Genomic DNA, 18234 nt, shown 5'->3' with positions numbered 1-18234 from the left:
CCGTGGACGTACTCGACCTGATCAGCCGGTCGCTCCAACAGGGCCTGGGGCCCTCGGCGATCATCTACTGCCTGGCCGCCATCGGCCTCAACGTGCACTTCGGCTACACCGGACTGCTCAACTTCGGCCAGGCCGGCTTCATGGCCGTCGGCGGCTATGCGATGGCCTCCATCGTGTCCACCTGGGGCCTGCCGTTCTGGCTCGGCATCGTGGTGGGCCTGCTGCTCACGGTCCTGCTGGCTCTCCTGCTCGGCATCCCCACCCTGCGCCTGCGCGCCGACTACCTGGCCATCGTCACCATCGCCGCCGCGGAGATGATCCGCCAGACGGTCGGCTCGGTGACGCTGATGGAGTACTTCGGAGGCCAGGACGGCCTGACCGGCTTCAGTCAGGCGTTCCGCTCGCTGAACCCCTTCAGCGACGAGGTCGGCATCCCCGGCCTGGTCACCTGGCGCGCCAACGACGCGTGGGTGATGCTGGTCGGGTGGACCCTGGTCGCCCTGTCCTGCCTGGTGGTGTGGCTGCTGATGCGCAGTCCCTGGGGACGCGTGCTGAAGTCGGTGCGCGAGGACGAGGACGCCGTACGCAGCCTCGGCAAGAACGTCTACGCGTACAAGATGCAGGCCCTGGTGATCGGCGGACTCTTCGGAGCTCTCGCCGGCTTCATCACCGCCCTGCGCAGCGCGGCGATCAACCCGTCGTTCTTCGCCACCGACATCACGTTCTTCGCCTACACCGTGCTCCTGCTCGGCGGGGCGGCGCGGGTGCTGGGACCGGTGGTCGGCTCGATCATCTTCTGGTTCCTGCTCACCTTCCTCGACGTGTTCTTCGAGCAGGCCACCCGCAACGACCTGATCCCGGACTGGATCATGACCGAGAACCAGGCCAGCCTGATGCGCTTCATCTTCATGGGCCTGGCACTGATGCTGCTGATGATCTACAGGCCCCAGGGGATCTTCGGGGACCGAAGGGAGCTGGCGATCGATGGCCGCTGACATGACCAAGGACGCCGGGGCCCCGGTGCCCCCGGGCGGCAGGCTGACGCCGCGCGAGATGTTCGTCGGGGTCGAGCACGAGCCGGGCGCGGCCAAGCCGGACCCGATCCTCACGGCCTCGCACGTGGTCCGCACCTTCGGTGGCCTGACCGCGGTGGACGTCGACCACGTCGAGATCCAGCGCGGCGCGATCACCGCCCTGATCGGCCCGAACGGCGCCGGGAAGACCACGTTCTTCAACCTGCTGACCGGCTTCGACCGGCCGGACTCGGGCGAGTGGGCCTTCAACGGCAAGAGCCTGGCGAAGGTGCCCGCCTACCGGGTGGCCCGGCTGGGGATGGTGCGCACCTTCCAGCTGACCAAGGTGCTCTCCAAGCTCACGGTGATCGAGAACATGCGCGTCGGCGCCACCGGCCAGTCCGGGGAGAACCTGTTCAAGGCGATGTTCGCCCCGCTCTGGCGCTCGCAGGAGGAGGCCAACACGAAGCGGGCCGACGCCCTGCTCGAGCGGTTCCTGCTGATCAAGAAGCGCGAGGACTTCGCCGGCTCGCTCTCCGGTGGGCAGCGCAAGCTGCTGGAGATGGCCCGCGCCCTGATGGCGGACCCCGAGCTGGTGATGCTCGACGAGCCGATGGCCGGGGTGAACCCGGCCCTCAAGCAGTCGCTGCTGGGTCACGTGAAGGCGCTGCGCGACGAGGGCCGCACGGTCCTCTTCGTGGAGCACGACATGGACATGGTCCGCGACATCTCCGACTGGGTGATCGTGATGGCCCAGGGCAGGATCATCGCCGAGGGCCCGCCCGACTCGGTGATGAGCGACCCCCGCGTGATCGACGCCTACCTCGGCGCCCACCACGACACCGTCCTGGACTTCGAGGAGGAGGAGCGCATCCTCGCCGCCGCGGAGACCGAGCTCGACCAGGCCCAGCAGAGCAGGGAGACGCCCCATGACTGACCCGTTCGCCAAGCCCTCCTCCGCGCAACCGCCCGCCGGGTCCCGCCCGAGCGACGCCGCCGGCGACTTCGACGAGGTACGCCGCGTGCACCTGGCCGCGGCCGAGGGAGCCGTGCTGCGCGCCGACAACCTCATCGCCGGCTACCTCCCCGGGGTGAACATCCTCAACGGCGCCGACCTCTACTGCCGCGAGAACGAGCTGGTGGGCATCATCGGGCCCAACGGGGCCGGCAAGTCCACGCTGCTCAAGGCGCTCTTCGGACTCGTCAAGGTGGGCACCGGGACGGTCAAGCTCAAGGGCGAGGACATCACCAACCTGCGGGCCGACGCCCTGGTCAGCAAGGGGATCGGCTTCGTTCCCCAGACCAACAACGTCTTCCCGTCGCTGACCATCCAGGAGAACCTCGAGATGGGCGTCTACCAGCGCCCCTCGACGTTCCGCAAGCGCTTCGAGTTCGTCGGCGACCTGTTCCCCGCGCTCGTCGACCGGCGCGCGCAGCGCGCGGGCAGCCTCTCCGGCGGGGAGCGCCAGATGGTGGCGATGGGCCGGGCGCTGATGATGGAGCCCTCGGTGCTCCTGCTCGACGAGCCCTCCGCGGGCCTGTCGCCGGTGATGCAGGACGAGGTGTTCGTCCAGACCCGGCGGATCAACCGGGCCGGCGTCTCGGTGGTGATGGTCGAGCAGAACGCCCGGCGCTGTCTGCAGATCTGCGACCGCGGCTACGTGCTCGACCAGGGCCGCAACGCCTACACCGGCACCGGCAAGGAGCTGGGCAACGACCCCAAGGTGATCGAGCTCTACCTCGGGACCCTGGCCAAGGCCTGATCCGCTCCGCGCCGGCCCCCAGACGGCACCCAGAAGGCATCCAGGCGGCACACAGAAGGGCCCGGCTTCCGAGAGGAAGCCGGGCCCTTCGTGGTTCAGGCGGTGCAGGTCACTCCAGCGTTCCGGAGACCGCGTCGACCTGCTTGTACTTGTTGTCCTTGTCGTAGAGCTGGATGCCGATCGTGGCGGTGCTCGGGCTGCCGTTGTCGTTCAGGTCGCACGGACCCGAGACGCCGTCGTAGTCGATGTCCTCGCCCTGCTCGATCAGCGTGGTGCACTCCTCGTAGGTGGTGCACTTGGTGCCACCCTTGGAGACGTTGACCAGCTCCTTGGCGATGGCCTCCCCGTTGTCGCTCTCAGCCGCGGTCGCCGCGAGCGCGGTCAGCATGACGGCGTCGTAGGACTGCGGACCGTAGGTGAAGTCCTTCAGCTTCGGGTTGATCGACAGCAGCTTCTTGTTGAAGCTCTCGTCCACCTCGGCCGGGGCGGGGAACGTGCCCTTGACGCCGCTCAGGTCGAAGTTCTCCGAGGAGTAGTCGGCCATGTTGCCGTCCACGAAGTACAGCTGCACGTCCTGCGGGCCGACGCCCTTGGAGACCAGCTGCGGAACGATCTTGGTGGTCTCGTTGAAGCCGATCAGGACGATCGCGTCCGGCTTCGCGGCGGCCACCTTGTTGACCTCGGCGGTGAAGTTCTGGGCGTCGGCCGCGTAGAGGATGTGCTCCGCGACGTCGGCGCCCTTGTCCTCGAGGGTGTCCACGACCTGCTGGGCGAGGCCCTCGCCGTAGGAGTCCTGACGGGCCACGACGGCCACGTTGGTAAAGCCGTCCTCGACCGCGAGGTTGCCGAGGACCTGGCCCTGGAGCCGGTCCGAGGGCGCGGTGCGGAAGTAGAGCCCGTTGTCGTCGTAGTCGTCGAAGGCCGGCGAGGTGTTGGCCGGCGAGAACTGCACGACGCCGGCGCCGGTGATCTTGTCGATGACGCTGAGCGAGACGCCCGAGGCGGCCGCGCCGATGATCACGTCGACGTTCTTGCCGAGCAGGCTGTCGACCGAGGCGCCGGCGATGTCAGGGGTGCCGTCGCCCGAGTCGGCCTTGAAGCTCTGGATCGGCTTGCCGATCACGCCGCCCGCGGCGTTGATCTCCTTGACCGCGAGGTCGACGCCGGCGAACTCCGGCGGGCCGAGGTAGGCGAGGTCGCCGGTCTGGGGCAGCAGGGAGCCGATGGTCAGCGACCCGTCGCCCTGGGGCGCGGCGGCCTCGGACGAGGCGTCGTCGGACCCCTGGGTCTCGTCGTCGCTGTCCTCGCCGCCGCAGGCGCTGAGGAAGAGCGCGGCTGCGGCCAGGGCCGCTGCGGTGCGCATGGCACGGTTCTGGCGGATCATGGGGCCTCCGTGGAGATATGTTGCACCTGCCGGCAGCCGGGACCGCCGGGGCATCGACTTTCGATGCAGGTGAACCTAGCCCCTCCAGGGGGTCGAGGGCCTTAGGACAGCGCGAAAATGTGTGTTCTCGTTGCCGATTCGTGATCTGCGTCGCACCGCGCGGGCGCGACCCGCTCCCCCAGCGCTGCTCAGCCGGTCGGCTCGGTCGGCTCCGCCGGCGCGGCGGTGGCGATGCCGGGACCGTGGGTGACCACGCCGTCGGCGACCTGGCGCATCGACAGGCGCAGGTCCATCGCGGTCTTCTGGATCCACCGGAACGAGTCCGGCTCGGAGAGCCCCAGCTGCTGCTGCAACACTCCCTTGGCGCGGTCCACCGACTTGCGGGTCTCGAGCCGCTCGGCGAGGTCGAGGACCTCCTTCTCCAGCAGCTGCACCTCGGTGAACCGGCTCACCGCCATCTCGATCGCCGGCACCAGGTCGTTGCGGGAGAAAGGCTTGACCAGGTACGCCATCGCGCCGGCGTCGCGGGCCCGCTCCACCAGGTCGCGCTGGGAGAAGGCGGTCAGGATCACCACCGGGGCGATCCGCTGGGCGGCGATCCGCTCGGCCGCGGTGATCCCGTCGAGGACGGGCATCTTGACGTCGAGGATGACCAGGTCGGGGCGGAGCTGCTCGGCGAGCTCGACCGCGCGGGCGCCGTCGCCGGCCTGACCGACGACGTCGTAGCCCTCCTCGGCGAGCATCTCGGCGAGGTCCATCCGGATCAGCGCCTCGTCCTCGGCGATCACGACGCGACGGCTGCGGGTGGCGGCGGGCTGACTCACGGGAGACAGGCTAGCCGCAGCGGGCGGGCCCGGTGAGAGCGGGAGTCACGATCCGGTACCTTGGGGCGCCGGCCCCGGTAGCCCAACGGCAGAGGCGATGGTCTCAAACACCATTCAGTGTGGGTTCGAATCCCACCCGGGGCACCCTCGCGCGGCAGCGCCGCAGGCGGGCCAGCGTCCGGACGCCGCGGCGTCCGGACGCAGGCCGCCGCTCAGGAGGTGTGCGTCCTGCGGGCGAACTCGAAGGTCGCGGCGCCCATCTTGTGGATGCGCAGCGCGTTGGTGGTGCCCGGGATGCCGGGGGGCGCGCCGGCGACGATCACCACCAGGTCGCCCTCCTCGACGCGCCCGATGCGCAGCAGCGCCTCGTCGACCTGGTAGACCATCTCGTCGGTGTGGATGACCGGCTCGGTACGGAAGGTCTCGACCCCCCAGCTCAGCGAGAGCTGCGAGCGGGTGGCGTCCTCGGGGGTGAAGGCCAGGATCGGGATCGAGCCCCGCAGCCGCGACATCCGGCGCGCGGAGTCGCCGCTCTGGGTGAACGCCACGACGTACTTGGCGCCGACCCGCTCGGCGACCTCCTCGGCGGCCTTGGCGATCACGCCGCCGGGCGTGCGGGGGTTCCACTCGATGTGCGAGATGCTCTTGAGTCGCTGCGTCTCGGTGGAGTTGATGATCCGGGCCATCGTCTCGACGGTCTGGATGGGGTACTCCCCCACGCTGGTCTCGCCGGAGAGCATCACCGCGTCGGCCCCGTCCAGCACGGCGTTGGCCACGTCGGAGGCCTCGGCCCGCGTCGGCGAGGGCGAGGAGATCATCGACTCGAGCATCTGGGTGGCCACGATGACCGGCTTGGCGTTGCGTCGGGCCTTCTCGACGACCCGCTTCTGCAGGAACGGCACGTCCTCGAGCGGGCACTCCACGCCGAGGTCCCCGCGGGCGACCATGAAGCCGTCGAAGGCCTTGATGATCTCGTCGAGGTTCTCGATCGCCTGCGGCTTCTCGATCTTGGCGATGATCGGGAGGTGGATGCCCTCCTCGTCCATGATCTTGCGTACGTCGGCGGCGTCCGCCGCGGAGCGCACGAAGCTCAGCGCCACGAAGTCGACACCGAGTTGGAGGGCGAAGCGCAGGTCCGCGACGTCCTTCTCCGAGAGGGCCGGGACGGACACGGCCACGCCGGGCAGGTTGATGCCCTTGTTGTTGGAGACCTTGCCGCCCACGACGACCTCGGTGCGGACCTCGCTGCCCTGGACCTCGGTGACCCGCAGCCGGACCCGCCCGTCGTCGATCAGGATCGGGTCGCCGGGCTTCACGTCACCGGGGAGGCCCTTGTACGTCGTGCCGCAGATCTCGGCGTCGCCGGAGACGTCGCGGGTGGTGATGGTCCAGGGCTGGCCGGCCTCCAGCCGGACCGGGCCGTCGCCGAAGGTCTCCAGCCGGATCTTGGGACCCTGCAGGTCGGCGAGGATGCCGACGCCGTGTCCCTCGAGGTCGGAGGCCTCCCGGACCAGCCGGTACGACGTGGCGTGGTCCTCGCGGGAGCCGTGACTCATGTTCAGGCGGGCGACGTCCATCCCCGCATGGACGAGCTCACGGATCCGCTCGGGGCTGGCGGTGGCAGGGCCGAGTGTGCAGACGATCTTCGCTTTCCTCACACCCTCGACCTTACTGGCCGCCGCCACATGGACGCGCTTCTTCTGGAACGTTCCAACGAATGTCACCGGATCGTGTCCCGGAGCAGAAAAGACGCAACCACCCTCTCGATCGAGAGGGTGGTTGCGCCGTGTGGAGCGGGCCCGATCAGACGACGAGCGGACGCTCCGTGGGCGGGATCGGAACCGGCAGGGCCGTGGTTCCGGTCAGGAACTCGTCGACCGCGGCGGCGGCGGCGCGCCCCTCCGCGATCGCCCAGACGATCAGCGACTGACCGCGGCCGGCGTCACCGGCCACGAACACGCCGTCCACCGACGACATGTAGCTCCCGTCGCGCTGGACGTTGCCGCGGGCGTCGAGCTCGACGCCGAGCTGGTCGAGGAGCCCGCCCTGCTCGGGTCCGGTGAAGCCCATCGCGAAGAGCACCAGGTCGGCCGGGATCTCCCGCTCGGTGCCCTCGAGCTCGACCAGCTTGCCGCCCTCGAACCGGACGTCGACCAGGCGCAGGGCCCGGACGTTGCCGTCCTCGTCGCCGAGGAACTCCTGGGTGGAGACCGCGTAGACGCGCTCTCCGCCCTCCTCGTGGGCCGAGGAGACCCGGAAGACCATCGGGTACGTCGGCCACGGCTGGCCGGCCGGGCGCGCCTGGTCGGGCTGCGGCATGATCTCCAGCTGGGTCACGCTCGCCGCACCCTGCCGGGTGGAGGTGCCCAGGCAGTCGGCGCCGGTGTCGCCGCCGCCGATGATCACCACGTGCTTGCCGGTCGCGGTGATCTGGCCCTCGACCTCGTCGCCGAGCGCCACCCGGTTGGCCTGCGGCAGGAACTCCATCGCCTGGTGGATCCCGGCCAGCTCCCGGCCCGGGACGGACAGGTCGCGCGGCACCGTGGACCCGACCGCCAGCACGACCGCGTCGTAGCGTCCGCGCAGCTCCTCGCCGGTGATCTGCTCGCCCACCGCCACGCCGGCGCGGAAGACGGTGCCCTCGCGGCGCATCTGCTCCACGCGCCGGTCGACGTGCTGCTTCTCCATCTTGAACTCGGGGATGCCGTAGCGCAGCAGTCCGCCGATCCGGTCGGCGCGCTCGTAGACCGCGACCGTGTGACCGGCCCGGGTGAGCTGCTGGGCGGCGGCCAGGCCGGCCGGCCCGGAGCCCACGACGGCGACGGTGCGCCCCGAGAGCCACTCCGGGGGCTGAGGCGTGACGAAGCCGGACTCCCACGCCTTGTCGGCGATGGCGACCTCGACGTTCTTGATCGTCACCGGGTCCTGGTTGATGCCCAGCACGCAGGCCGTCTCGCACGGGGCCGGGCACAACCGCCCGGTGAACTCCGGGAAGTTGTTCGTGGCGTGCAGCCGGTCGATGGCGCCCTTCCAGTCGTCGCGCCAGACCAGGTCGTTCCACTCCGGGATCAGGTTGCCCAGCGGGCAGCCCTGGTGGCAGAACGGGATGCCGCAGTCCATGCAGCGGCTCGCCTGGGTGTTGATGATCGGCAGCAGCGCCCGTCCCGCCCCACCGGGGTAGACCTCGTTCCAGTCGTGCACGCGCTCCTCGACGGGGCGTCGCTCGGCGCTCTCGCGGCCGTGCTTCAAGAAACCCTTCGGGTCAGCCATGGAGAGCCTCCATCATCGCGGCCGCGGTGTCGCTCTCGCTCAGCCCGGCCGCCTCTGCGGCGGCCTTGGCCTCGAGCACCCGGCGGTAGTCGGTGGGCATGATCTCGGTGAAGCGCTGCAGCGACGTCTCCCAGTCCGCCAGCAGCTCCTCGGCGACACTCGAGCCGGTCTCCTCGAGGTGGCGGCGGACCATCTGCTCGAGCTCGAGCGCCGCCTCCCCCTCGACCGGCCCCATCTCGACCAGCTCGGTGTTGACCCGGTGGCGCTTGAGGTCCAGCACCCAGGCCACGCCGCCGGACATGCCGGCGCCGAAGTTGCGCCCGGTCTTGCCCAGCACCACCACCCGGCCGCCGGTCATGTACTCGCAGGCGTGGTCGCCGACGCCCTCGGTCACCGCGTGGACGCCGGAGTTGCGCACGCAGAACCGCTCGCCCACCCCGCCGCGCAGGTAGATCTCCCCCGACGTGGCGCCGTAGGCGATGGTGTTGCCGGCGATGATCTGCTCGTGCGGCGCGAACGTCGCGGTGCGGTCGGGCCGCACCACGATCCGCCCACCCGAGAGGCCCTTGCCGACGTAGTCGTTGGCGTCGCCCTCGAGGCGCAGGGTGATGCCCGGCGGGACGAAGGCGCCGAACGACTGCCCGGCCGACCCGGTGAAGGTGAGGTCGATGGTGCCGTCGGGGAGACCGGCGGCGCGGTAGCGCTTGGTGACCTCGTGGCCCAGGATCGTGCCGACCGTGCGGTTGACGTTGCGGATCGCCAGCTGCGCACGCACCGGCTCGCCGCTCTCGAGCGCCGGGGCGCAGAGGCGCACCAGCTCGTTGTCGAGCGCCTTGTCGAGGGCGTGGTACTGCTCGGTCGTGTTGTGCAGCGCCGTGCCCTCGGGGAGCTCGGGCACGTGCAGGATCGGCGTCAGGTCGAGCCCCTCGGCCTTCCAGTGGCTCACGGCCCGGCGGGTGTCGAGCGCCTCGGCGTGGCCGACGGCCTCCTCGAGCGTGCGGAAGCCGAGCTGGGCGAGCAGCTCGCGCACCTCCTCGGCGACGTACTCGAAGAAGTTGACGACGAACTCCGGGCGGCCGGTGAACCGCTCGCGCAGCACCGGGTTCTGGGTCGCCACGCCCACCGGGCAGGTGTCGAGGTGACACACGCGCATCATGACGCAGCCGGAGACCACCAGCGGGGCGGTGGCGAAGCCGAACTCCTCGGCCCCCAGCAGCGCGGCGATGACCACGTCGCGCCCGGTCTTCAGCTGGCCGTCGGCCTGGACCACGATCCGGTCGCGCAGGCCGTTGAGCAGCAGCGTCTGCTGGGCCTCGGCGAGGCCGAGCTCCCAGGGTCCGCCGGCGTGCTTGAGCGACGTCAGCGGGGACGCGCCGGTGCCGCCGTCGTGGCCCGAGATCAGCACCACGTCGGCGTGCGCCTTGGAGACGCCCGCCGCGACGGTGCCGACGCCGACCTCGGAGACCAGCTTCACGTGGATGCGGGCCGCCGGGTTGGCGTTCTTCAGGTCGTGGATCAGCTGCGCCAGGTCCTCGATCGAGTAGATGTCGTGGTGCGGCGGCGGCGAGATCAGGCCCACGCCCGGCGTGGAGTGCCGGGTCTTGGCCACCCAGGGGTAGACCTTGTGGCCGGGCAGCTGGCCGCCTTCGCCGGGCTTGGCGCCCTGCGCCATCTTGATCTGGATGTCGTCGGAGTTGGTCAGGTACTCCGCGGTCACCCCGAAGCGCCCGGAGGCGACCTGCTTGATCGAGCTGCGCCGCTCGGGGTCGTAGAGCCGCTCGGCGTCCTCGCCGCCCTCACCGGTGTTGGACTTGCCGCCCAGCCGGTTCATCGCGATCGCGAGCGTCTCGTGAGCCTCCATGCTGATGGAGCCGTAGGACATCGCCCCGGTGGAGAAGCGCTTGACGATCTCGGAGACCGGCTCGACCTCCTCGATCGGCAGCGGCGTCCTGCCCAGCGCCTCGGCGTCCTTGAGCTCGAAGAGCCCGCGCAGCGTCATCAGCCGCTCGGACTGCTCGTCGACGCGCGCGGTGTACTGCTTGAACACGTCGTAGCGGCCGTTGCGAGTGGCGTGCTGGAGGCGGAAGACCGTCTCGGGGTCGAACAGGTGCGGCTCACCGTCGCGACGCCACTGGTACTCGCCGCCGGTGGCCAGCTCGCGCTGGGCCGGGACCAGGCCGCCGCGGGGGTACGCCGCGGCGTGGCGCCGCGCGACCTCCTCGGCGATCGTGTCGAGGTCGATGCCGCCGAGCTTGGAGGTGGTGCCGGTGAAGTACTTGTCGACGACCGTCTGCGAGAGCCCGACGGCCTCGAAGATCTGGGCACCGGTGTAGGAGGCCACGGTGGAGACGCCCATCTTGGACATCACCTTGAGCACGCCCTTGCCGAGCGCCTTGACCAGGTTGCGCACCGCCTGCTCGGGCTCGGTCTTGACGTAGTGGCCCTCGCGGGCGAGGTCCTCGACGGACTCCATCGCCAGGTAGGGGTTCACCGCCGCCGCGCCGTAGCCGACCAGCAGGGCGACGTGGTGGACCTCGCGGACGTCCCCGGCCTCGACCAGGAGCCCGACCTGGGTGCGGGTCTTCTCCCGCACCAGGTGGTGGTGCACCGCCCCGGTCAGCAGCAGGGACGGGATCGGGGCCAGCTCGGCGGTGGAGTGCCGGTCCGAGAGGACGATCACCCGCGCGCCCCCGGCGATCGCCTCGGAGACCTCCTGGCAGATCTCGTCGATGCGGCGGGCCAGGGCCGCTCCCCCGCCCTCGACCTCGTAGAGGCCGCGCGAGACGTGGGTGATGAAGCCCGGCATGTCACCGTCACGGTTGATGTGGCGGATCTTGGCCAGGTCGTCGTTGTCGATCACCGGGAACGGCAGCACGACCTGACGACACGAGGCCGGCGTCGGCTTGAGCAGGTTGGACTCCGGGCCGATGGAGCCGTTCAGCGAGGTGACGAGCTCCTCGCGGATGGCGTCCAGCGGGGGGTTGGTGACCTGGGCGAACAGCTGGCTGAAGTAGTCGAAGATCAGCCGGGGCTTGTCCGAGAGCGCCGCGATGGGCGTGTCGGTGCCCATCGAGCCGAGCGGCTCGCCGCCGGTGTTGGCCATCGGGGTGAGCAGGATCCGCAGCTCCTCGGAGGTGTAACCGAAGACCTGCTGGCGCCGCGTCACCGAGGCGTGGGTGTGCACGATGTGCTCACGCTGGGGCACGTCGTCGAGGTGGATCAGCCCGGCGTGCAGCCACTCGTCGTAGGGGTGCTCCGAGGCGAGCTCGGACTTGATCTCCTCGTCCTCGATGATGCGGTGCTCGTCGGTGTCGATGAGGAACATCCGCCCCGGCTGCAGGCGTCCCTTGCGGACGATGGTGGCCGGGTCGAGGTCGAGCACGCCGACCTCGGAGGCCAGCACGACCAGCCCGTCGTCGGTGACCCAGTAGCGCGAGGGCCGCAGGCCGTTGCGGTCGAGCACCGCGCCGATCTGGGAGCCGTCGGTGAACACGACGCACGCGGGACCGTCCCAGGGCTCCATCACCGCGGAGTGGAACTGGTAGAACGCCCGGCGCCGCTCGTCCATCTCGGTGTGGTTCTCCCACGCCTCGGGGATCATCATCAGCACCGAGTGCGGCAGGGAGCGGCCACCGAGGTGGAGCAGCTCGAGGACCTCGTCGAACGAGGCGGAGTCCGAGGCGCCCGGGGTGCAGATCGGGTAGAGCCGCTCGAGGTCGCCGGGGATGATGTCGGAGGCCAGCAGCGCCTCGCGGGCCCGCATCCAGTTGCGGTTGCCCATCACGGTGTTGATCTCGCCGTTGTGGGCGATGAACCGGAACGGGTGGGCCAGCGGCCAGCTCGGGAAGGTGTTCGTCGAGAACCGCGAGTGCACGACGGCGAGCGCGGAGGCCACCCGCTCGTCGAGCAGGTCGGGGAAGAACTCGTCGAGCTGCTCGGTGGTGAGCATGCCCTTGTAGGCGATGGTGCGCGAGGACAGCGACGGGAAGTACACGTCGGTCTCCCGCTCGGCCCGCTTGCGCAGGCAGAAGGCGAGGCGCTCCAGCGCCATCCCGGTAACCCGGCCGCCGGCGCCGGCGACGAAGATCTGGCTGAACGACGGCATCACGCCGCGCGCGAGCGCGCCGACGTTGGAGGCGTCGATCGGGACCTCGCGCCAGCCGAGCACCGCGAGACCCTCTTCGGCCGCGATCTCCTCGATGCGTGTCTTCGTCTTGGCGACGCTGTCCTCGTCACCCGGCAGGAACGCCGTACCGACGGCGTAGGCCTGCGGGGTGGGCAGCTCGAAGTCGACCACCTCGCGCAGGAACGCGTCGGGGACCTGGAGCAGGATCCCCGCCCCGTCCCCGGAGTTCTGCTCGGCGCCGGCAGCGCCGCGGTGGTCGAGGTTGCGCAGGGCCGTGAGGGCCTTGGCGACGATGTCGTGACTGGCTACGCCGGTCAGGGTCGCGACGAAGGCCACACCACAGGCGTCGTGCTCGTGGCGGGGGTCGTAGAGGCCCTGGGGCGCCGGGAATGCGTGCATGGAGAGCATTCTCCCGTCGTCTTCTGCGTCTCGCCGCCCGGGCGCGCGAGCGGGTCCGGGCCGGAGACGGGATGGCTGTGCAGGTGGGATCAGACAGGGGACGACATTGGCCCAAGCAGACTCCTCAGGCTATCACCCGGCGGACCCCCCGCGGGTGTCGCAGATCCCACACCGCGGACCGCTCGCGCGCCTACACCTGGGTGCCCACCCCGGCCCCCACGACGTACGTCGCGGCGAAGGCGGCGCCGCCCAGGGCGACCTGGCGCAACCCGCCGAACCACCACGCCCGGCTGGTCACCCGGGTGACCACGGCGCCGCACACGAAGAGCGCCAGCAGGGTCAGCACCACCGAGGCCGCCAGGGCGCCGCGGCCGAGCAGGAACGGCACGAGCGGCACCAGCGCCCCCACCGAGAACGCGCAGAACGAGGAGACGGCCGCGAGCGTGGGCGAGGCCAGGTCGTCGGGGTCCACGCCGAGCTCCTCGTGGGCGTGCGCCGAGACGGCGGCGTCCACGTTGCGGTGGATCTGGCGGGCGACCTCGGTGGCGAGCTCCGGGCTCACCCCGCGCGCCACGTAGGTCCGCGCCAGCTCGGCGATCTCCGCCTCCGGGTTGTCCAGGATCTCCTCGCGCTCCTCGCGCACCTCGCGCTCGGCGGCCTCGGACTGGCTGGCCACCGACGCGTACTCGCCCGCGGCCATCGAGAAGGCACCGGCGGCCAGGCCCGCCAGGCCCGCCAGCACCACCGCGCCGGAGCCCTCGGAGTCGGCGGTGCCGCCGGCCACGCCGGTGATCAGCGCGCAGTTGGAGACCAGGCCGTCCATCATCCCGAACACGGCAGGTCGCAGCCACCCGCCGGTGACGTCGGGGTGCTCGCTGCCGGTGTCCGCCGAGGGCGGACCTCCGAGGCCCATGGGACGAGCCTACTCAGCAATCTCCGTGGCCGTCTCGGCCAGCCGTGCGTCGGTGTAGACGCTCTCCTCGCGGCCCGGGCGGTGCCGAGTGGCCCACCAGAAGTAGCCGGCGGCGAGCAGGAACAGCACGATCGAGGTCCACACGTTGAGCCGCAGCCCGAACACGTCCGCGAGCTGCACGTCGTCGATGCGCAGCATCTCGATCCAGCCCCGGCCCAGCGTGTAGGCCATCACATAGAGCGCCACCACCCGGCCGTGACCCAGCCGCAGGCGCCGGTCAAGCCAGATCACCACGGCGAAGGCCGCCAGGTTCCACCCGAACTCGTAGAGGAACGTGGGGTGGTAGGTGGCCTGGTCGAGGTACTCCACCGGGCGGTGCGCCGCGTCGATCTCCACCCCCCAGGGCAGGTCGGTGGGTTGGCCGTAGAGCTCCTGGTTGAACCAGTTGCCCCACCGCCCGATGGCCTGGGCCACCAGGACGCCGGGCGCCATCGCGTCGAGCACCGGCAGCAGCCGGATGCCCTTGGCCCGGGCCCCAATCACCACTCCCAGGGCACCGAGCGAGATGGCGCCCCAGATGCCGAGGCCGCCCTGCCAGATGTATAGCGCGGTGACCGGGTTCTCGCCCTCCCCGAAGTAGAGCCTCCAGTCGGTGAGCACGTGGTAGAGCCGGCCGCCGACCAGCCCGAACGGCACGGCCCACACGGCGAGGTCGACGATCTCGCCCGCCGTACCGCCCCGGGCCACCCAGCGGCGCTCGCCGATCCACACCGCGGCCACGATCCCCAGGATGATCGCCAGCGCGTAGCCGCGCAGCGGCAGCGGGCCGAGGTACCAGATCGACTCCGACGGGCTGGGTATGGACCACAGGGTCACCGGCAGGGACACGAGGGGCTCCTCAGCTCGCGAGCAACTGGGCGATGTCCTCGGCGAACTGCGCCGAGGTGGTGTCCTGGTTCCAGAACACCGGTGCGACGTCCTGCTCGGTCACCGCGAAGACCTGGGTGCCGTGGGTGATGTCGTAGCCGCCCGAGGGCAGCTCCTCCCCCTGCTCGACGGCCACGTGCAGCCCCTTGGCCACCTCGAGGATCGTGTCCAGCTCGCCGGTCAGCCCGACGATGTCGTCGCCGAAGTTGTCGAGGTAGCGCCGCAGCACCTGCGCGTCGTCGCGGGCCGGGTCGGTGGTCACGAAGACCACGTCGACCTGCTCGCGCTGGGCGTCGTCGAGCCGGGTCAGCCCCGAGGAGATCGACGCCATCACCATCTGGCAGATGTCGGGGCAGCTGGTGTAGCCGAAGAACACCAGCGTGAGCGGCTTCTCGGTGTCCTCGACCAGGGAGTACGACGCGCCCTCGGTGTCGCGCAGCGCGGCGGGGGGCACCACGTAGGGGTCGTCCAGCACGGTTCCGTGCATCCCGTCGTCGTCCTGCCCGCCGGCCACCGTGGCGGCCCGGTCGTCGGGCGTGCCGACCGCGCAGCCGGCGAGGCCCAGACCGAGGGCCGCGGCCAGCACGCCGGTGGCCAGCGCCCGTCCGCGGCGACGCTCAGCCACGGCGCACCCCCGCGGCGAGGTCCTCGGTGAGCGCGGTGAGCGCCTTCAGCCCGGCCGTTCGGTCGTGCGGGTGGTCCAGCAGCGTGCGCACGAACGCCGAGCCCACGATGACGCCGTCGGCGTAGCCGGCAACCTCGGCGGCCTGGTCGCCGTTGGAGACGCCGAGGCCCACGCCGATGGGCAGGTCGGTGACCGCGCGGGTGCGCGCGACCAGCGGTCCGGCCAGGTCGCTGGTGGTGGCGCGGGCGCCGGTCACGCCCATCACCGCGGTGGCGTAGACGAAGCCCCGGCACGCGGCCGTGGTCATCGCGATCCGCTCCGGCGTGGAGGACGGCGCGACCAGGAAGATCTTGTCGAGCCCGTGCGCGTCGGCCGCCGCGATCCACTCCGCGCCGCTGTCGGGGGTGAGGTCGGGCGTGATCAGGCCCGCTCCCCCGGCCGCGGCGAGGTCGGCGGCGAAGCGCTCGACGCCGTAGCGCTCCACCGGGTTCCAGTAGGTCATCACCACGGTCGGGACCCCGGTGGCGGCCACCGCCTCGACGGTGCGCAGCACGTCGCTGGTGCGGACCCCGCCCTCCAGCGCCTGCTGGGCGGCCGCCTGGATCGTGGGTCCGTCCATCACCGGGTCGCTGTAGGGCAGACCCACCTCGACCACGTCGACGCCCGCGTCGACCATGGCCTTGAGGGCCTCGATCGACCCCGTCACGTCGGGGAACCCGGCCGGCAGGTAGCCGACCAGGGCCGCGCGGCCCTGCGCGCGGGTCGCGTCGAAGGCACGCTTGACGCTCACCGTGCCACCTCCGTCTCGCTGCTCTGTGACCGTGGGTCGGTGTCGGGGTCGCCGGCCGGCGCCGCGGTGACCCGGTCGGGGTCGCCGAGACCGAACCACTCGATCGCGGTCTCCATGTCCTTGTCGCCACGCCCGGACAGGCAGATCAGCATCTGCGCCTCGGGCCCCTTCTCCTGCGCCAGCCGCTCGGCGACGCGCAGCGCACCGGCGATCGCGTGGGCGGACTCGACGGCCGGGATGATCCCCTCGGTGCGGCTCAGCAGCGCCAGCGCGTCCATCGCCTCGGCGTCGGTCACCGGCAGGTACGTCGCCCGGCCGGTCGCCGCGAGGTGCGCGTGCTGGGGGCCGACGCCGGGGTAGTCCAGGCCGGCGGAGATCGAGTGCGACTCCACGGTCTGCCCGTCCTCGTCCTGCAGGACGTAGGTGCGTGCCCCGTGCAGGACGCCGCTGTCCCCGGCGCCGATGGTGGCGGCGTGGCGTCCGGTGTGGACGCCCTCACCGCCCGCCTCGAAGCCGTAGAGCGCGACGTCGGCGTCGTCGAGGAACGCCGCGAACATGCCGATCGCGTTGGAGCCGCCGCCGACGCACGCCGCGGCCGCGTCCGGCAGCCGGCCGTAGCGCTCCAGGCACTGCTGGCGGGCCTCGTCGCCGATGCCGCGGGTGAAGTCGCGCACCATGCTCGGGAACGGGTGCGGGCCGGCGGCGGTGCCGAACAGGTAGGCGGTGTGGTCGACGCTGGCGACCCAGTCGCGCAGCGCCTCGTTGATCGCGTCCTTGAGCGTCGCGCTGCCGGACTCGACCGGCACCACCTTCGCCCCGAGCAGGTGCATGCGCGCGACGTTCAGCGCCTGCCGCCGGGTGTCGACCGCGCCCATGTAGACGGTGCAGTCGAGGCCGAAGTAGGCGGCGGCCGTGGCGCTGGCGACGCCGTGCTGGCCGGCGCCGGTCTCGGCGATCACGCGGGTCTTGCCCATCCGCTTGGTGAGCAGCGCCTGGCCCATCACGTTGCGGATCTTGTGGGCGCCGGTGTGGTTGAGGTCCTCGCGCTTGAGCAGGATCCGGCAGCCGACCCGCTCGGAGAGCCGGGTCGCCTCGTACAGCGGGCTGGGGATGCCGGCGTACTCGCGCAGGATCGTCTCGAAGTCCCCCACGAACCCGGGGTCGGCCATCGCCTCCTCCCAGGCCACGGTGAGCTCGTCGAGCGCCGCGACCAGCGCCTCCGGCATGAACCGGCCACCGAAGTCGCCGAAGAAGCCGCGCTCGTCGGCCCCGTGGTCCACGGTCATCTCTGCTGTGCTCCTGACTGTGCGTGCTGCGCGACGATCCCCGACATGGCCCGGACCGCGCTCTCGGGGTCGCCGTCGCGGACGAGGGCCTCGCCCACGAGTACCGCGCGGGCCCCCTGGCCGACGAAGCGGGCGACGTCGTCGGGGCCGAAGATGCCCGACTCCGCGACCTTGACCCGGTCGTCGGGGATGAGCGGCGCCAGCCGGCCGAAGACGTCCGGGTCGATGGCCAGCGTCTTGAGGTTGCGTGCGTTGACCCCGATCAGCTCGGCGCCCAGGCTCACCGCCCGTTCCGTCTCGGCCTCGTCGTGGACCTCGATCAGCGGCGTCAGCCCCAGCTCGCGCGCCTCGTCGTACAGGCGGCACAGCTCGTCGTCGTCGAGGGCGGCCACGATCAGCAGCGCCAGGTCGGCGCCGGCGGCACGCGCCTCCACCAACTGGTAGCTGGTGACGATGAAGTCCTTGCGCAGCAGCGGCACGTCGACGGCGGCTCGGACGGCGCGCAGGTCGGCCAGGCTGCCACCGAATCGGCGCTCCTCGGTGAGCACGCTGATCGCGGCGGCACCCCCGCGGGCGTAGGCCGCCGCGAGCAGGGCCGGATCCGGGATGTCGGCCAGGGCGCCCTTGCTCGGGCTGGCGCGCTTCACCTCCGCGATGACGCTCGAGCCAGACGCCCGGAAGCCCGGCATCGGGTCACGGGGGGCGTCGACGTCTGCCAGAGCCGCGCGCAGGTCGGCCAGGCTCACCTCCGCCTCGCGGCGGGCGAGGTCGAGCCTCGCGCCGGCAACGATGTCGGCGAGCACGGACATAGAACCTCCGGGACGGTGTGCGGGGACGCCCACAGCCTCTCACGGCGGCCCAGCCGGCACGGCGCTGCGTCCGGGGGTGGGCACGGCCGGCTTCGCGCGGTTGCG

General features: G+C 71.2%; 14 protein-coding genes and 1 tRNA gene. 4 read left to right on the top strand and 11 right to left on the bottom strand.

Annotation, left to right across the window (positions count from 1 at the left end):
* The first annotated feature begins 2 nt into the window (after window positions 1-2).
* Genes AC6EI4_RS14340 through AC6EI4_RS14330 form a run of 3 tightly spaced genes read left to right on the top strand, consistent with a single transcriptional unit; the run spans window position 3 to window position 2776 of the window.
* On the top strand, window positions 3-995 hold the full coding sequence (locus AC6EI4_RS14340) for a branched-chain amino acid ABC transporter permease (protein WP_498421777.1): 993 nt from the start codon (window positions 3-5) through the stop codon (window positions 993-995).
* Entirely contained in the window at window positions 985-1950 is a 966-nt protein-coding gene (locus AC6EI4_RS14335) for an ABC transporter ATP-binding protein (protein WP_498451852.1), read from the top strand. Before AC6EI4_RS14340 ends, AC6EI4_RS14335 begins: the two co-directional genes overlap by 11 nt.
* Complete coding sequence (locus tag AC6EI4_RS14330) at window positions 1943-2776, top strand: ABC transporter ATP-binding protein (RefSeq protein ID WP_498451851.1); 834 nt, start codon at window positions 1943-1945, stop codon at window positions 2774-2776. The genes AC6EI4_RS14335 and AC6EI4_RS14330 overlap by 8 nt, the downstream gene beginning before the upstream one ends.
* A 109-nt stretch (window positions 2777-2885) precedes the next feature.
* On the opposite strand, the gene AC6EI4_RS14325 is transcribed toward AC6EI4_RS14330, so the two are convergent.
* Both AC6EI4_RS14325 and AC6EI4_RS14320 read right to left on the bottom strand, forming a co-directional pair.
* Window positions 2886-4160 (bottom strand): ABC transporter substrate-binding protein, encoded by a 1275-nt coding sequence (locus tag AC6EI4_RS14325; protein WP_498451850.1) that lies wholly within the window; start codon window positions 4158-4160, stop codon window positions 2886-2888.
* Between the two features lie 188 nt (window positions 4161-4348).
* A complete protein-coding gene (locus AC6EI4_RS14320) occupies window positions 4349-4984 on the bottom strand; it encodes an ANTAR domain-containing response regulator (RefSeq protein WP_498421781.1) in 636 nt (211 codons plus the stop codon).
* 71 nt (window positions 4985-5055) lie between these two features.
* Between AC6EI4_RS14320 and AC6EI4_RS14315 the strand changes: the two genes are divergently transcribed.
* A tRNA-Leu gene (locus AC6EI4_RS14315) sits at window positions 5056-5128 on the top strand.
* A 68-nt stretch (window positions 5129-5196) separates the two neighbouring features.
* Here the strand turns inward: AC6EI4_RS14315 and pyk are convergent.
* From pyk to trpC, 9 genes are all read right to left on the bottom strand, one after another.
* The gene (gene pyk / locus AC6EI4_RS14310) at window positions 5197-6642 is read right to left on the bottom strand and encodes a pyruvate kinase (RefSeq protein ID WP_498451849.1); all 1446 of its coding nucleotides are present in this window, start codon (window positions 6640-6642) and stop codon (window positions 5197-5199) included.
* A 145-nt stretch (window positions 6643-6787) separates the two neighbouring features.
* Window positions 6788-8254 (bottom strand): glutamate synthase subunit beta, encoded by a 1467-nt coding sequence (locus tag AC6EI4_RS14305; RefSeq protein ID WP_498421783.1) that lies wholly within the window; start codon window positions 8252-8254, stop codon window positions 6788-6790.
* On the bottom strand, window positions 8247-12779 hold the full coding sequence (gene gltB / locus AC6EI4_RS14300; RefSeq protein ID WP_498451848.1) for a glutamate synthase large subunit: 4533 nt from the start codon (window positions 12777-12779) through the stop codon (window positions 8247-8249). Before gltB ends, AC6EI4_RS14305 begins: the two co-directional genes overlap by 8 nt.
* 190 nt (window positions 12780-12969) lie before the next feature.
* Window positions 12970-13692, bottom strand: a complete 723-nt coding sequence (locus AC6EI4_RS14295; RefSeq protein ID WP_498451847.1) for a VIT1/CCC1 transporter family protein — start codon at window positions 13690-13692, stop codon at window positions 12970-12972.
* Window positions 13693-13701: 9 nt separating this feature from the next.
* Window positions 13702-14580, bottom strand: a complete 879-nt coding sequence (gene lgt / locus AC6EI4_RS14290; RefSeq protein WP_498451846.1) for a prolipoprotein diacylglyceryl transferase — start codon at window positions 14578-14580, stop codon at window positions 13702-13704.
* A 10-nt stretch (window positions 14581-14590) separates the two neighbouring features.
* Window positions 14591-15244 (bottom strand): SCO family protein, encoded by a 654-nt coding sequence (locus AC6EI4_RS14285; protein WP_498421787.1) that lies wholly within the window; start codon window positions 15242-15244, stop codon window positions 14591-14593.
* The gene (trpA, locus tag AC6EI4_RS14280; RefSeq protein WP_498421788.1) at window positions 15237-16034 is read right to left on the bottom strand and encodes a tryptophan synthase subunit alpha; all 798 of its coding nucleotides are present in this window, start codon (window positions 16032-16034) and stop codon (window positions 15237-15239) included. Before trpA ends, AC6EI4_RS14285 begins: the two co-directional genes overlap by 8 nt.
* Window positions 16031-17320: a tryptophan synthase subunit beta gene (gene trpB, locus AC6EI4_RS14275; RefSeq protein WP_498451845.1), complete on the bottom strand. Its 1290-nt coding sequence runs from the start codon at window positions 17318-17320 to the stop codon at window positions 16031-16033. Before trpB ends, trpA begins: the two co-directional genes overlap by 4 nt.
* Complete coding sequence (trpC, locus tag AC6EI4_RS14270) at window positions 17317-18129, bottom strand: indole-3-glycerol phosphate synthase TrpC (protein ID WP_498451844.1); 813 nt, start codon at window positions 18127-18129, stop codon at window positions 17317-17319. Before trpC ends, trpB begins: the two co-directional genes overlap by 4 nt.
* Window positions 18130-18234: the final 105 nt, after the last annotated feature.

The organism is Nocardioides sp. Z43_10, assembly GCF_059766615.1.
Note: the sequence above shows the minus strand (reverse complement) of the source record. Positions and strands in the feature narration are given on the sequence as shown.

Coding starts and splice junctions, on each gene's coding strand:
- AC6EI4_RS14335 (WP_498451852.1), top strand. CDS start 985: ATGGCCGCTGACATGACCAAGGACGCCGGGGCCCCGGTGCCCCCGGGC.
- AC6EI4_RS14295 (WP_498451847.1), bottom strand. CDS start 13,692: ATGGGCCTCGGAGGTCCGCCCTCGGCGGACACCGGCAGCGAGCACCCC.
- trpC (WP_498451844.1), bottom strand. CDS start 18,129: ATGTCCGTGCTCGCCGACATCGTTGCCGGCGCGAGGCTCGACCTCGCC.
- AC6EI4_RS14305 (WP_498421783.1), bottom strand. CDS start 8,254: ATGGCTGACCCGAAGGGTTTCTTGAAGCACGGCCGCGAGAGCGCCGAG.
- AC6EI4_RS14330 (WP_498451851.1), top strand. CDS start 1,943: ATGACTGACCCGTTCGCCAAGCCCTCCTCCGCGCAACCGCCCGCCGGG.
- trpB (WP_498451845.1), bottom strand. CDS start 17,320: ATGACCGTGGACCACGGGGCCGACGAGCGCGGCTTCTTCGGCGACTTC.
- gltB (WP_498451848.1), bottom strand. CDS start 12,779: ATGCACGCATTCCCGGCGCCCCAGGGCCTCTACGACCCCCGCCACGAG.
- AC6EI4_RS14325 (WP_498451850.1), bottom strand. CDS start 4,160: ATGATCCGCCAGAACCGTGCCATGCGCACCGCAGCGGCCCTGGCCGCA.